General features: G+C 62.0%; 11 protein-coding genes. 1 reads left to right on the top strand and 10 read right to left on the bottom strand.

The features are described 5' to 3' along the window. Window positions 1–378 precede the first annotated feature (378 nt). The gene (locus OW493_RS08010; RefSeq protein ID WP_289863797.1) at window positions 379–1,206 is read right to left on the bottom strand and encodes a DUF72 domain-containing protein; all 828 of its coding nucleotides are present in this window, start codon (window positions 1,204–1,206) and stop codon (window positions 379–381) included. Between the two features lie 333 nt (window positions 1,207–1,539). Between OW493_RS08010 and OW493_RS08005 the strand changes: the two genes are divergently transcribed. Further along, window positions 1,540–2,232, top strand: coding sequence for a YitT family protein (locus tag OW493_RS08005; protein WP_084207705.1), 693 nt, complete (start codon window positions 1,540–1,542; stop codon window positions 2,230–2,232). Here OW493_RS08005 and rluF read toward each other — a convergent pair. The 9 genes from rluF to OW493_RS07960 all read right to left on the bottom strand — a co-directional run bounded on the left by rluF (window position 2,229) and on the right by OW493_RS07960 (window position 13,151). Then, complete coding sequence (rluF, locus tag OW493_RS08000) at window positions 2,229–3,518, bottom strand: 23S rRNA pseudouridine(2604) synthase RluF (RefSeq protein WP_289863796.1); 1,290 nt, start codon at window positions 3,516–3,518, stop codon at window positions 2,229–2,231. The two genes, OW493_RS08005 and rluF, sit on opposite strands and share 4 nt — an antisense overlap. Window positions 3,519–3,687: 169 nt before the next feature. Then, window positions 3,688–5,535 (bottom strand): glutamine--fructose-6-phosphate transaminase (isomerizing), encoded by a 1,848-nt coding sequence (gene glmS / locus OW493_RS07995; RefSeq protein WP_289863795.1) that lies wholly within the window; start codon window positions 5,533–5,535, stop codon window positions 3,688–3,690. Window positions 5,536–5,546: 11 nt separating this feature from the next. After that, window positions 5,547–6,326, bottom strand: a complete 780-nt coding sequence (locus tag OW493_RS07990; protein WP_077379812.1) for a DeoR family transcriptional regulator — start codon at window positions 6,324–6,326, stop codon at window positions 5,547–5,549. Window positions 6,327–6,534: 208 nt separating this feature from the next. Continuing rightward, window positions 6,535–7,905 carry a bifunctional UDP-N-acetylglucosamine diphosphorylase/glucosamine-1-phosphate N-acetyltransferase GlmU gene (gene glmU / locus OW493_RS07985; protein WP_077379809.1) on the bottom strand — a complete coding sequence of 457 codons (1,371 nt, stop codon included), beginning with the start codon at window positions 7,903–7,905 and terminating at the stop codon, window positions 6,535–6,537. A gap of 326 nt (window positions 7,906–8,231) precedes the next feature. Then, on the bottom strand, window positions 8,232–8,654 hold the full coding sequence (locus OW493_RS07980; RefSeq protein WP_054556360.1) for a F0F1 ATP synthase subunit epsilon: 423 nt from the start codon (window positions 8,652–8,654) through the stop codon (window positions 8,232–8,234). A 29-nt stretch (window positions 8,655–8,683) separates the two neighbouring features. Next, complete coding sequence (atpD, locus tag OW493_RS07975) at window positions 8,684–10,057, bottom strand: F0F1 ATP synthase subunit beta (protein WP_077379807.1); 1,374 nt, start codon at window positions 10,055–10,057, stop codon at window positions 8,684–8,686. 56 nt (window positions 10,058–10,113) lie between these two features. After that, complete coding sequence (gene atpG / locus OW493_RS07970) at window positions 10,114–10,980, bottom strand: F0F1 ATP synthase subunit gamma (protein WP_065392631.1); 867 nt, start codon at window positions 10,978–10,980, stop codon at window positions 10,114–10,116. Between the two features lie 67 nt (window positions 10,981–11,047). Beyond that, entirely contained in the window at window positions 11,048–12,592 is a 1,545-nt protein-coding gene (gene atpA / locus OW493_RS07965) for a F0F1 ATP synthase subunit alpha (RefSeq protein ID WP_065392630.1), read from the bottom strand. Window positions 12,593–12,608: 16 nt separating this feature from the next. After that, complete coding sequence (locus OW493_RS07960) at window positions 12,609–13,151, bottom strand: F0F1 ATP synthase subunit delta (RefSeq protein ID WP_077379805.1); 543 nt, start codon at window positions 13,149–13,151, stop codon at window positions 12,609–12,611. Between the last annotated feature and the right edge of the window lie 5 nt (window positions 13,152–13,156).

Below are 13,156 nucleotides of genomic sequence, written 5' to 3'. Positions count from 1 at the left end.
GATGCCAGCCACGGGTAGCGGCCTGTGGCATCTTGTTGTGCTTGTTGCATCATGCTGGCGAGACGGAAGGATGAACCGTGGCCGACAGGATGGCGTCGCAGGATCACTGCTGTGGTGCATCTGGCCGTCATCATGGCCGGATAGGCCCGAATGACAGACAGACTGGTGTCGATAGACACGCCGGAATGGACACGCTGCCCGCCCCGGTAAATATCGCCGTGGTAACGACAATAGGTAGGTAAAGTTACTCGATTGACCCGATATCTACCAGCAAGCCACCCTCAGACCATCGCCTCACGATAGAAAACAGCGCCTGAGGCCGGCAGGTCACTTCCCCCGTCCCGCAAGACACTGAAGCGTGACAGGCAGCGGGTGGCGCTAGAAGAGACGTCCTTGTCCTTCCCCGGGGAAGGCACCGATCAATGGCCGATCAAGCCGCTCCAGCACCTGATTGGCCAGACGACGCGCCAAGGCCGGAGCCGCCTTGTTGTCAGGAGTATGCACAAACAGGAAAGGGCTTTTCCCCTGACTTATCCACAGGGAAAGGCGTTCCACCCAGGGCTGGAAGAAGGCCAGATTGGTCGCGTCGTCATGATGCCCGATGAAGCGGACCAGCGGTTGGCGTGCGCTGGAGAACACATGCAATGGGCGATGCGGCTTTTCCGAGCGTGCCACGGCAAGCCCTGGATGCGCGGTATCAGGGCCACTGAAGAGTGGACGGACATCCAGCATCACGCGATCGACTCCGTGACTTATCAACAAGCGATTCAACTGTCGTTCCACCGAGCCCTTGGCAAAGAAACTCGGGGCACGGGGCTCCACGGCCCAATCAAGGCCTGAACCCTCGACATGCGCGAAGAATTGCGCAAGACGCGGGAGTACCTCCTCCCCCAGGTCGCGTGGCAGCTGGATCATGATCGGCCCCATGCGCGACTTAAGCGGCGCAAGCCGCGCCAGGAATTCCGCCAGCTCCTCCTCGATTCCCTGAAGCCTCAACTCATGGGTCAGTCGTCCCGGCAATTTGAAGCAGAAGCGGAAGTGCTCGGGCGCCTGGCGGGCCCAGCTGGCCACGGCGCTCTCCGGCGGCAGAGCATAGAAGCTGGTATTGCCTTCGACACAGTCGAAGACCTGCGCGTAATCCGCCAGATGCTCACGCGGGCCACTGCCCGGCAGCAGGCTACCGCGCCAGTCATCGTTGGCCCACATCGCGAGCCCGAGATGAAGATGCCCCGCCTCGCAAGCTCTGTCATGGCCCGCAGCGTGCGGAGCATTCGTCTCAGTCGGTGCGGAGGCTGCATGAAAATGGTGCATGAAGAGGCCAGAACTAGAGGAATATAAGGGTCAAAGAGCCAACAAGCCGAAGAATATCGTCTGCCAGAGCGACGTAAGCACAATAAAAACTGTCATCACGGCGTGCTATGGTCCGCATCCTGCATGAACCGTCACAGGCGAACCACCCCTCGCCGCGACATCGCTTTCTGCCCGCCACAAGCAGGTCGGAAGCCATCATTGTTGACTGCCCATACCCCGGAGCCTGTCATGACTGCTTTCCAACGACTCATCCTGCGTGCCAACGACAGCCGCTCCCGTGCGGCCAATGCCATCACGCTGCGTAGCCTGATCACGCTCTTCGAGGGCTGTCTGCTGGTGGCACTCGGCGTGCGCCTGCTGCAGGCCGGCGGCTTGCTGGTCAGTGGTACTGCCGGGATGTCACTGCTTGGCTCGGACCTGACGGGCTTGAGCTTCGGCAGTCTGTTCTTCCTGATCAACCTGCCCTTCTACGGGCTGGCCTGGAAGCAGCTGGGGCTCAACTTCACGCTGCGCACCCTGGGATGCGTCAGTCTGCTCTCGATCCTGACGGATCTACTGGCGGTCAGTCTGCCGCTGGGCGACGTCAATCTGCCGGTGGTGGCGATTGCCGCAGGCCTGCTCATCGGGCTGGGGGTCACCCTGCTGTTTCGCGAAAACGCCTCCCTCGGCGGACTCAACATTCTCGCGCTGGATCTGGAGCGACGCTTCGCCATCCATGCAGGCCGCACGACTTTCGCCTTCGATCTGCTGCTGATCGCGCTCGCCGCGCTGGTCTATCCCTGGCCGCAGGTCATCTGCTCGGCACTGGCGTTCGCCACGCTGTCTTTCGTACTGGGCCGCTACCACCGCCGCACGCCTCAAGGATCAGATGCCAGCACCACCGCTCAAGACGATGGCAAGCAGGTGCAGGCAGCTCACTAGCGGCGACCACGCCCGCCATTGGAGCCGCCGCCGCCCTTGTACGACGGGCTCTTTCCCCCGGCACTTCTGCCGCCAGGATTCTTCTTGCCAAAGGTCGTGTTGCCAGAGGTCTTGTTACCAGAAGACTTGCTACCAGAGGACTTGTCGCCAGCCCCCTTGCTCGCCGCATCGCGCTCATCGCGACGCTCTCCGGCCTTGCCACGCGTGCGTGGCTTGAGGCCGCTCGCGAGCTTGCCCGCGCCATTGGCGTTCTTGCTGCCCGGCTGGGAGCCGCCCTTGCCGGCGCTGCTGCGTTCCTGATTGCCACGAGCGGATCTGGACTCATCGGTACGCTCCCGCCGCCCCGCCCCTTCCTGGCGAGCACCCGAGCGTTGGCCTGTCTTGGGCTGACCTGAGCCGCGCTGATCCGAGCTGCGCTGGCCCATGGCGCGCTTGCTGCTGTCCTCGCGCCGAGCACCACCACGCCGGCCGCTATCCGTATCCTGCGCGGCACGCTGATGGCGCGCGGCAGTCGCGTGCTGGGAAGGCGTCGGCGCCTCCGCCAGTCGTGAGGCCTCCTCGGTACCACTGGAGCCTTCGATCATCCGATGGATGTCGTCCATCTCCTTCTGGGTGAGATAGCGCCATTCACCGATGCCCAGTCCTTCCAGACTGACATTCATGATGCGCACTCGCTTGAGCTTGAAGACCTCATAGCCCAGCGCCTCGCACATGCGGCGAATCTGGCGATTGAGCCCCTGCGTCAGGATGATGCGGAACACATAGGTGGAAATCTGCTCGATGCGGCACGGCTGGGTGATGGTATCCAGAATCGGCACGCCGGCTGCCATGCGCTTGAGAAAGTCCGGGTTGATCGGCTTGTCGACCCGCACCACATATTCCTTCTCGTGGGCGTTGCCGGCCCGCAGGATCTTGTTGACGATGTCGCCGTCACTGGTCAGAAAGATCAGGCCATCGGAGGGCTTGTCGAGGCGACCGATCGGGAAGATCCGCTTGGGATGGCCGATGTAGTCGATGATGTTGCCTTCCACGTGGCGCTCGGTGGTACAGGTGATGCCCACCGGCTTGTTGAAGGCCAGATAGACCGCTTCCTGCTTGGCCTTCAACGGCTTGCCGTTGACCAGCACCTCATCGCCTGGCGCGACCTTGGTGCCCATCTCGGGGACGACACCATTGATGGTCACTCGCCCTTCGGCGATATGGCGATCCGCCTCGCGCCGCGAGCAGAAGCCCGTTTCGCTGATGAACTTGTTGAGGCGGGTAAGCGATGCGTCGCGATCAGTCATGGCAGGTCACGTGCGTGCGCCGGGCGATGAACGCGCAGCGGACGTAAGGGGATAAGAAGGCAGGCGCACAGGATACCAAAAACGGCAGCCCTGAGGCTGCCGTTGGCACGATGAGACTGAGCTCATCTGCTGCTGCGCCAGACATGACGCAGCCGTCTTGCATCGCGGATCACTCGACCGTGACGCTCTTGGCCAGGTTACGCGGCTGATCGACATCGGTGCCCTTGAGCACGGCGACATGGTAGGACAGCAGCTGCAGCGGCAGAGTGTAGAGAATCGGTGCCAGCACTTCGCTGACATGTGGCATGCGCAGCACGCGCACGCCTTCGCTCTCTTCGAGACTGATGTTCTCGTCAGCGAAGACGAACAGCTCCCCGCCACGTGCACGCACTTCCTGCAGGTTCGACTTGAGCTTCTCGAGCAGCTCGTCGTTGGGTGCCACCGCGACCACCGGCATGTCGGCATCCACCAGCGCCAACGGGCCGTGCTTCAGCTCGCCCGCCGGATAGGCCTCGGCGTGGATATAGGAGATTTCCTTGAGCTTGAGCGCGCCTTCCAGCGCGATGGGGAACTGGGTGCCACGCCCGAGGAACAGCGCGTTGTGCTTGTCAGCGAAGGCCTCTGAGAGACGCTCGATCTCGCTGTCCATGGCCAATGCCTTGGTGACCAGTGACGGCAGCTGACGCAGTTCACGCACCACCTCGGCTTCTCCGGCCTCATCGCCACCCCGCACGCGACGCAGCGACAGCGTCAGCAGCATCAGGCCGACCAGCTGGGTGGTGAAGGCCTTGGTGGAGGCGACGCCGATTTCCGGTCCGGCCATGGTCATCAGGCTGAGGTCCGATTCACGCACCAGCGAGCTGCCCGGGACGTTGCAGATCGCCAGACTGCCGAGGAAGCCGCCCAGCGACTGGGCATAGCGCAGTGCGGACAGCGTGTCGGCGGTCTCGCCGGACTGGGACAGGGTGACGAACAGGGTGCCATCGGCCACCACCACCGGACGGTAGCGGAACTCTGAGGCGACCTCGACCGCCGCCGGAATGCCGGCCAGACGCTCGATCCAGTAACGCGCCACCATGCCGGCGTGGTAGCTGGTACCACAGGCGACGATCTGCACCTGCTTGACCTGACGGAAGAGGTTTTCCGCCTCGCTGCCGAAGCTGCGCACCAGCACGTGATCACCGTTCAGGCGACCTTCCAGCGTGGCAGCCAGCACACGGGACTGCTCGTGGATTTCCTTGAGCATGAAGTGGCGATAGTCGCCCTTGGAGGCGGCATCCTGCGCGTGCTCGAAGGTCTGGACCGGGCGCTCGTTGGCCTCGATGATCAGACGCTCGCCCTGCTCGAAGATCTCGATCTGCTCGGCGGTCATGCGCACCAGATCGCCTTCCTTGAGATAGATGAAGCGATCGGTGACCTGCAGCAGCGCCAGCTGATCGGAGGCCAGGAAGTGCTCGTCGATCCCGACACCGATCACCAGCGGGCTGCCCTGACGCGCGCCGATTAGCACGTCCGGCTGGGCACGATGCACCACGCCCAGCGCGAAGGCGCCATCCAGCAGGGCGACGGCCTTCTGGACGGCGGTCAGCAGGTCCTGGCTCAGGGTGTATTCACGCGCCAGCAGGTGGGCGACCACCTCGGTGTCGGTCTCGGAGGTGAAGACATACCCCTGACCTTGCAGCTCGCGCTTGAGCGTCTCGTAATTCTCGATGATGCCGTTGTGGACTACGGCCAGGCTGTCACCGGACTGGTGCGGGTGAGCATTGGCTTCACTCGGCGCCCCATGCGTGGCCCAGCGAGTGTGAGCGATACCCACGCGTCCCTTGAGCGGTGATTCTTCGAGACGCTCCTGCAACGCCGCGACCTTGCCCAGCGCACGCACGCGATTCAAGCGGCCCTCTTCGGACAGCACGGCCATGCCGGCACTGTCATAGCCACGGTATTCGAGGCGGTGCAGACCCTCGAGCAGGATGTTCTGGACGTTACGACTGGCGACGGCGCCTACGATGCCACACATGAGCAATCTCCTTATGCTGTTGCTGGCGCCACGAGCGGGGCGATCAACACCTCGACTCCATGAGCGCGAATCTGGTCACGCGCAGCATCAGGCAACGCGTCATCGGTTATCAGGGTACTGATGCTGGACCAGGCCAGCTCCAGGTTGGGAATGCGACGGCCCAGCTTGTGGGATTCCGCCATCACCACGACTTCTCGCGACACCTCGGCCATCACGCGTGACAGGCCGATCAGCTCATTGAAGGTGGTAGTGCCGCGTTCGAGGTCCAGACCATCCGCGCCGAGGAAGACCTGGTCGAAGTCGTAGCTGCGCAGCACCTGCTCCGCCACCTGTCCCTGGAAGGAATCGGAGTGCGGATCCCAGGTACCACCGGTCATCAGCAATACCGGCTCGTTTTCCAGCTCACGAATGGCATTGGCCACGCTCAGCGAGTTGGTCATCACGATCAGGTCATCACGCCCCTTGAGCTCGGGGATCAGCACCACCGTGGTGGTACCGCTGTCGATGATGATGCGCTGATGGGCGCCGATACGGCTGGCTGCCAGGCGGGCAATGGCCTGCTTGGCGGCACTGACCGGTTCGTCATGCACCAGCAGTTCACGCGGCATGGCCACGGCGCCGCCGTAGCGCCTGAGCAGCAGGCCGCTCTTCTCGAGAAAGGCCAGATCCTTGCGGATGGTGACCTCGGAAGTGGCGAGTTCCCGCGCCAGTGCCTCGACACTGACTTCACCGTCACGTCCCAGTTGTTCGAGGATCTGGTGACGCCGTTGTGGTGTCAGACGCTTGGACATCAGGGCCCCCTATAAAGTTTCGAAACGAAAGATAAGTGAGGCATAACGAAACATCAAGTGAAAGACGAGACAGGATGAGACGATTCATTCCTGCACGCCGTTCCACAGAGCTGACCGCGATGACAAAACGGGGAGACACCTGTCGGTGCCTCCCCGTTTCTGATGCCCACCTTCACTCACCAGCAAGCATCGCGACTGAAGCTGCCGTTCACTTCTTGGTCGGACGCGGCCATTCCGGCTTGTCGATACGCTTGCCACGCGCCACGCTCAACGCGCCTTCGGCGACATCGCGGCTCAGGGTCGAGCCAGCGCCCACGGTGGCACCCGCGCCGATCTTGAGCGGCGCCACCAGCGCGGAGTTGGAGCCGATGAAGGCATTGTCGCCAATTTCGGTTCGGAACTTGTTGGCACCGTCATAATTGCAGGTGATGGTGCCGGCACCGACGTTGACCGCCTCGCCGAGGGTGGCATCACCGACATAGCTCAGGTGATTGATCTTGGCGTTCACGCCCACCTGGGCATTCTTGGTCTCGACGAAGTTGCCGATGCGCGCGCCGCGCGCCAGTTCGGTTCCAGGACGCAGACGTGCGAAGGGCCCGACATTGTTGTCACCTTCCAGTACCGCACCATCGATGACGCTATGCGGCGCGATGTTGGCGCCGGCACCGATGGTGGCATTGCGGATCACGCAGTGGGCGCCGATGACCACGTCATCTCCGAGACTCACTTCGCCCTCGAAGACACAACCGACGTCGATGCTGATATCGGTACCGATGGACAGCTTGCCGCGCACGTCGATGCGCGCCGGGTCCGCCAGGCTGGCACCTTCGGTCATCAGGCGGTTGGCTTCACGACGCTGGAAGGCGCGCTCGAGATCGGCCAGCTGCAGACGATTGTTGACGCCCTGCACTTCCTCGACCGCCGCCGGCTGGGCGGTGGCGATGTTGACACCTTCGCTGGCCGCCATGGCGATGATGTCGGTCAGGTAGTACTCGCCCTGGGCGTTGTCGGCGGACAGCGCCGGCAGCCAGCGCTTGAGCTGGGCACCGGTGGTGGCGAGGATACCGGTGTTGCCTTCCTGGATGGCCAGCTGCTCCGGCGTGGCATCCTTGTGCTCGACGATGGCGCTGACGCGACCTTCGCTATCGCGCACGATACGGCCATAGCCTGTCGGGTCTTCCAGAATCACCGTCAGCAGGCCCAGAGTCTGCTCACTGACTTCGGCCAGCAGCGCCTCGAGGGTCTCGCGACGAATCAGCGGCACATCGCCATACAGGATCAGCACCTTGCCATCGCCGATGGCTTCCAGTGACTGGGCCACGGCGTGACCGGTGCCCTTCTGCTCTGCCTGAACGGCAAAGCTCGCGCCGGTGTCGGCCAGCTGCTGCTGCACACGCTCACCACCATGACCGATGACGACATTCAGATGCGCACCGTCCAGGCCTGCAGCGGTGTCAGCCACATGACGCACCATCGCCTTGCCTGCCAACGGGTGCAGCACCTTCGGCAATTTGGAACGCATGCGGGTGCCCTGGCCTGCGGCAAGAATGACGACGTCGGTACGCTCTGCACTGCTCATCGGTGAACTCCTGTAGAAAGCGGGTCTTCATACCTGAAGCCCCTGAAAATAATGGCGCCATCATAGCAGCTGAACCCTGAGCTGCCAGTGACGAGGTTTACCCACGGCCCTGTCGCCGAGAACAGACCCGCGAAAGCATCAGTCGCCCGCAAGACACCTGAGCCATCTCTCCGATGGGCTCGACACCCTTCCTGATGAGCCCGGTCAGTCCCCGGCGTCACAGGAACGACCTTCGATGGCTAGAGGCATCAGTCCTCTCGGGCATAAAAAAAGGCGACCCGAAGGTCGCCTCTTTCCTGTCACTGGCCGTCATGGCCCAGTGCATCTCAGCGCGTGTGACGACGCATCTGCTGCACGGTGCGCAGCTTGGCCATCGCCTCGGCCAGTTCGGCCGTGGCGCGTGAGTATTCCAGTTCGGAAGCCTGATCGTTCATGGCCTTCAAGGCCACTTCCTTGGCTTCCTGGGCTGCCGCCTCATCCAGATCGTCGGCACGTACTGCGGTGTCGGCGAGGACTGAAACGAGGTTCGGCTGCACTTCGAGGAATCCACCACTGACGTAGTAGATTTCCTCAGCCCCACCCTGACGCTGAACGCGAATCGGGCCGGGTTGCAGCTCGGTCAGCAGCGGTGCGTGACCCGGCATGATGCCGAGGTCACCTTCGCTGCCGGCAGCCACGAGACGCTCGACCAGGCCGGAAAAGATGCCTTTCTCAGCGCTGACGATGTCGCAATGGACGCTCATAGCCATACCTGTTTCCTCATGCCTGAACAGGGAAATTACATGCCCTTGGCTTTCTCGACAGCTTCGTCGATGGTGCCGACCATGTAGAACGCCTGCTCCGGCAGTGCGTCATATTCGCCGTCCAGGATACCCTGGAAGCCGCGGATGGTGTCCTTGAGGGACACGTACTTGCCCGGCGCGCCGGTGAAGATTTCCGCCACGAAGAACGGCTGTGACAGGAAGCGCTGGATCTTGCGCGCACGTGCCACGGTCTGCTTGTCTTCGTCAGACAGCTCGTCCATCCCGAGGATGGCGATGATGTCCTTCAGCTCCTTGTAGCGCTGCAACACACCCTGAACGTTACGGGCAGTGTTGTAGTGCTCCTCGCCGACGACCAGCGGGTCGAGCTGACGAGAGGTGGAGTCGAGCGGGTCAACGGCCGGATAGATACCCAGCTCGGCAATCTGACGAGACAGTACGACAGTCGCGTCAAGGTGCGAGAAGGTGGTCGCCGGAGACGGGTCGGTCAAGTCATCCGCGGGGACGTAGACGGCCTGCACGGAAGTGATCGAGCCGGTCTTGGTAGAAGTGATGCGCTCCTGCAGGACGCCCATCTCTTCCGCCAGTGTCGGCTGATAACCCACCGCGGACGGCATACGACCCAGCAGTGCGGACACTTCGGTCCCTGCTAGGGTGTAACGATAGATGTTGTCGACGAACAGCAGAACGTCACGACCTTCGTCACGGAACTTCTCGGCGATGGTCAGGCCGGTCAGTGCCACGCGCAGACGGTTGCCGGGCGGCTCGTTCATCTGACCGTAGACCAGGGCAACCTTGTCGAGAACGTTGGATTCCTTCATTTCGTGGAAGAAATCGTTACCTTCACGAGTACGCTCACCCACGCCCGCGAACACGGAGTAACCGCTGTGCTCGGTGGCGATGTTACGGATCAGCTCCATCATGTTGACGGTCTTGCCGACACCGGCGCCGCCGAACAGGCCGACCTTGCCGCCCTTGGCGAACGGGCAGACCAGGTCGATGACCTTGATGCCGGTTTCCAGCAGCTCGTTTGATGCTGCCTGTTCCGCGAAGCTCGGGGCTGCACGGTGGATCGGCATGTGCTCATCCGCACCCACGTCACCCGCTTCATCGATCGGCTGACCCAGCACGTTCATGATGCGACCCAGAGTCGCCGTGCCGACCGGCACGGAGATCGGAGCACCAGTGCTCTCAACTGCGAGACTGCGCTTGAGGCCTTCGGTCGAACCCATTGCGATAGTACGGACCACGCCGTCGCCCAGCTGCTGCTGGACTTCGAGTACGGTCTCGCTATCGGCGACGTTCAGGGCGTCGTAGACCTTGGGCACTGCGTCCCGCGGAAACTCGACGTCAATCACCGCGCCGATGATTTGTACGATACGTCCGCTCATTCCTGGTTCCTCTTAAACCTGCGATTGAAACCTGCTTGCCTGTTGCCACGCTGTCATCAGACGGCGGCGGCACCGGATACGATCTCGGAGATTTCCTGAGTGATCGCTGCCTGGCGGGCCTTGTTGTAGACCAGCTGGAGGTCGTCGATCAGGTCGCCGGCGTTATCGGTCGCACTCTTCATTGCGATCATTCGCGCTGCCTGTTCGCAGGCGATGTTCTCGACCACGGCCTGATAGACCTGGGCCTCGACATAGCGCTTGAGCAGCTTGTCGAGCAACGAGACGGCATCCGGCTCATACAGGTAGTCCCATGTAGTGGGACCGGTTTCTTCGTCGTTCTGATCAGCTTCGAGAGGAAGCAGCTGACGCACGACCGGCTTCTGCGTCATGGTGTTGACGAACTCGTTGAACACCACGTACAGACGGTCGAGGCTGCCCTCGTCGAATGCGTCCAGCATGGCCTTGACGCTACCGATCAGATCCTGGGTACCGGGGGAATCCCCGAGACCGGACTTGGCGGCAAGCAGGTTGCCACCGTAGTTGCGGAAGAAGGTACCGGCCTTGGAGCCGAGGGCACAGAAGTCCACCTCGACACCCTGGTCGCGCCAGCTCTTCGCATGCTTGGTGACAGCCTTGAACAGATTGGCGTTCAGGCCACCACACAGGCCGCGATCACTGGAGACCACGATATAACCGACACGCTTCACATCGCGTTCCATCAGATACGGATGGCGATATTCCGGGTTGGCCCGGGCGATGTGTCCTACAACCTTGCGGATCTGATGGGCATAAGGCTGGCTGGCCGCCATGCGATCCTGCGCTTTACGCATCTTCGACGCAGCCACCATTTCCATGGCGCTGGTGATCTTTTGCGTATTTTTGATGCTCCCGATCTGGGAGCGAATCTCTTTTGCAGCTGCCATAGCGATCTGCCTTATTCATGCCACCCGAAGGGAAACGACAAGGCCCGGACTGGCCGGGCCATGTCACTTACCAGCTCTGGGTCGCCTTGAACTTCTCGACGCCAGCCTTGAGACCATTCTTGATCTCGTCATCGTAGCCGCCGGACTGATTGATCTTGTCCAGAAGATCCGCGTGCTCGGAGCGCATGTAGTCAAGCAGCGCTTTCTCGAAGCCCAGCACCTTGGCGACTTCGACGTCGTCCAGGTAGCCTTCGTTGGCCGCGAACAGCGAGATCGCCATGTCGGCCACGGACATCGGAGAGTACTGCTTCTGCTTCATGAGCTCGGTGACACGCTGACCGTGCTCGAGCTGCTTGCGGGTCGCTTCGTCCAGATCGGAGGCGAACTGCGAGAAGGCTGCCAGTTCACGGTACTGAGCCAGTGCCAGACGCACACCACCACCCAACTTCTTGATGATCTTGGTCTGAGCAGCACCACCGACACGGGAAACAGACAGACCCGCGTTGATGGACGGACGGATACCGGAGTTGAACAGGCTGGTCTCGAGGAAGATCTGACCGTCGGTGATGGAGATCACGTTGGTCGGAACGAACGCGGAGACGTCGCCACCCTGGGTCTCGATGATCGGCAGCGCGGTCAGGGAGCCGGTCTTGCCTTTCACTTCACCCTTGGTGAACTGCTCGACATAATCGGCGTTGACACGTGCAGAACGCTCAAGCAGACGGGAGTGGAGATAGAAGACATCACCCGGGTAGGCTTCACGGCCCGGCGGACGCTTGAGCAGCAGGGAGATCTGACGATACGCCCATGCCTGCTTGGTCAGATCGTCATAGACGATCATCGCGTCTTCACCGCGGTCGCGGAAGTACTCGCCCATGGTGCAACCGGCGTACGGTGCCAGGAACAGCATGGCAGCCGGGTCGGAGGCACCAGCCGCGACGATGATGGTGTGTTCCATCGCGCCGTGCTCTTCGAGCTTGCGCACGACGTTGGCGATGGTGGACTGCTTCTGGCCGACGGCGACGTAGACGCAGGTAATGCCCTTGCCCTTCTGATTGATGATGGCATCAATCGCGATGGCGGACTTACCGATCTGGCGGTCACCGATGATCAGCTCACGCTGACCACGGCCGATCGGCACCATGGCATCGATGGACTTCAGACCAGTCTGTACCGGCTGGTCGACCGGCTCACGGGCGATGACGCCCGGAGCGACCTTCTCGACCGCGTCAGTCAGCTTGGCGTCGATCGGGCCTTTGCCGTCAATCGGGTTACCCAGAGCATCGACCACACGGCCGACCATTTCCGGACCCACCGGCACTTCGAGAATGCGACCGGTGCACTGCGCGGTCATGCCTTCTTCGAGTTGCAGGTAGTCGCCCAGGACGACAGCGCCGACGCTATCACGCTCAAGGTTGAGCGCCATACCAAAGACGCCACCCGGGAATTCAATCATCTCACCGAACATGACGTCTGCGAGGCCGTGGATCTGCACGATGCCGTCGGAGACGCTGACGATGGTGCCCTGATTACGGGCTTCGGATGCGACGTCAAGCTTTTCGATACGCTGCTTGATGATGTCGCTGATCTCGGAAGGATTCAGTTGCTGCATGCCATGTCCCTCGGACTCAGGAGTTCAGTGCTTCGGAAAGCCGGGCCAGCTTGCCGCGCACGGAGCCGTCAATGACGGTATCTCCGGCACGGATGATGACGCCGCCGAGCAGCGTACTATCCACCTGAGTGGTAATGGAGATGTCGCGGTTCAGACGCTTGCGCAGGGCGGTGGCGAGCTTCTCTTCCTGCTCGCTTTCCAGTGCAAAGGCGGACACCAGGGTCACCTCGACACGCTGTTCCTGCTCGGCCTTCTGGGCCTCGAACAATTCGGCCACGGAGGGCAGGGCCGCGAGGCGGTCCTGCTCACCGAGAGTCCGGATGAAGTTGCGTGCGTTGTCGTCCAACGCGTCGCCGCACACGTCAATGAAGGTGTCGACCTTGTGCTCGGTAGAGAGCTTCGGGTTGTCGAGCACCGCCTTGACGGTCGCGTCGACAGCGACGTTCGCCGCTGTCGACAACATTCCGGACCAGGCCTCTAGCGCCTGCTGGCCGCGTGCAAACTCGAACGCCGCCTTGGCGTACGGGCGAGCCGCGGTGGAGGTAGACGTTTCAGCCATGGAAT

Origin of the sequence: Cobetia sp. 14N.309.X.WAT.E.A4, assembly GCF_030397495.1 — a bacterium.
Lineage (GTDB): Bacteria > Pseudomonadota > Gammaproteobacteria > Pseudomonadales > Halomonadaceae > Cobetia > Cobetia marina.
The sequence above is the reverse complement of the archived record's forward strand: the minus strand, read 5'-3'. Positions and strand labels throughout refer to the sequence as shown.

Bases quoted from the DNA above. Each gene is read 5' to 3' on its own strand.
- OW493_RS08010 (WP_289863797.1), bottom strand. From the start codon at position 1,206: ATGTGGGCCAACGATGACTGGCGCGGTAGCCTGCTGCCGGGCAGTGGC.
- OW493_RS08005 (WP_084207705.1), top strand. From the start codon at position 1,540: ATGACTGCTTTCCAACGACTCATCCTGCGTGCCAACGACAGCCGCTCC.
- rluF (WP_289863796.1), bottom strand. From the start codon at position 3,518: ATGACTGATCGCGACGCATCGCTTACCCGCCTCAACAAGTTCATCAGC.
- glmS (WP_289863795.1), bottom strand. From the start codon at position 5,535: ATGTGTGGCATCGTAGGCGCCGTCGCCAGTCGTAACGTCCAGAACATC.
- OW493_RS07990 (WP_077379812.1), bottom strand. From the start codon at position 6,326: ATGTCCAAGCGTCTGACACCACAACGGCGTCACCAGATCCTCGAACAA.
- glmU (WP_077379809.1), bottom strand. From the start codon at position 7,905: ATGAGCAGTGCAGAGCGTACCGACGTCGTCATTCTTGCCGCAGGCCAG.
- OW493_RS07980 (WP_054556360.1), bottom strand. From the start codon at position 8,654: ATGGCTATGAGCGTCCATTGCGACATCGTCAGCGCTGAGAAAGGCATC.
- atpD (WP_077379807.1), bottom strand. From the start codon at position 10,057: ATGAGCGGACGTATCGTACAAATCATCGGCGCGGTGATTGACGTCGAG.
- atpG (WP_065392631.1), bottom strand. From the start codon at position 10,980: ATGGCAGCTGCAAAAGAGATTCGCTCCCAGATCGGGAGCATCAAAAAT.
- atpA (WP_065392630.1), bottom strand. From the start codon at position 12,592: ATGCAGCAACTGAATCCTTCCGAGATCAGCGACATCATCAAGCAGCGT.
- OW493_RS07960 (WP_077379805.1), bottom strand. From the start codon at position 13,151: ATGGCTGAAACGTCTACCTCCACCGCGGCTCGCCCGTACGCCAAGGCG.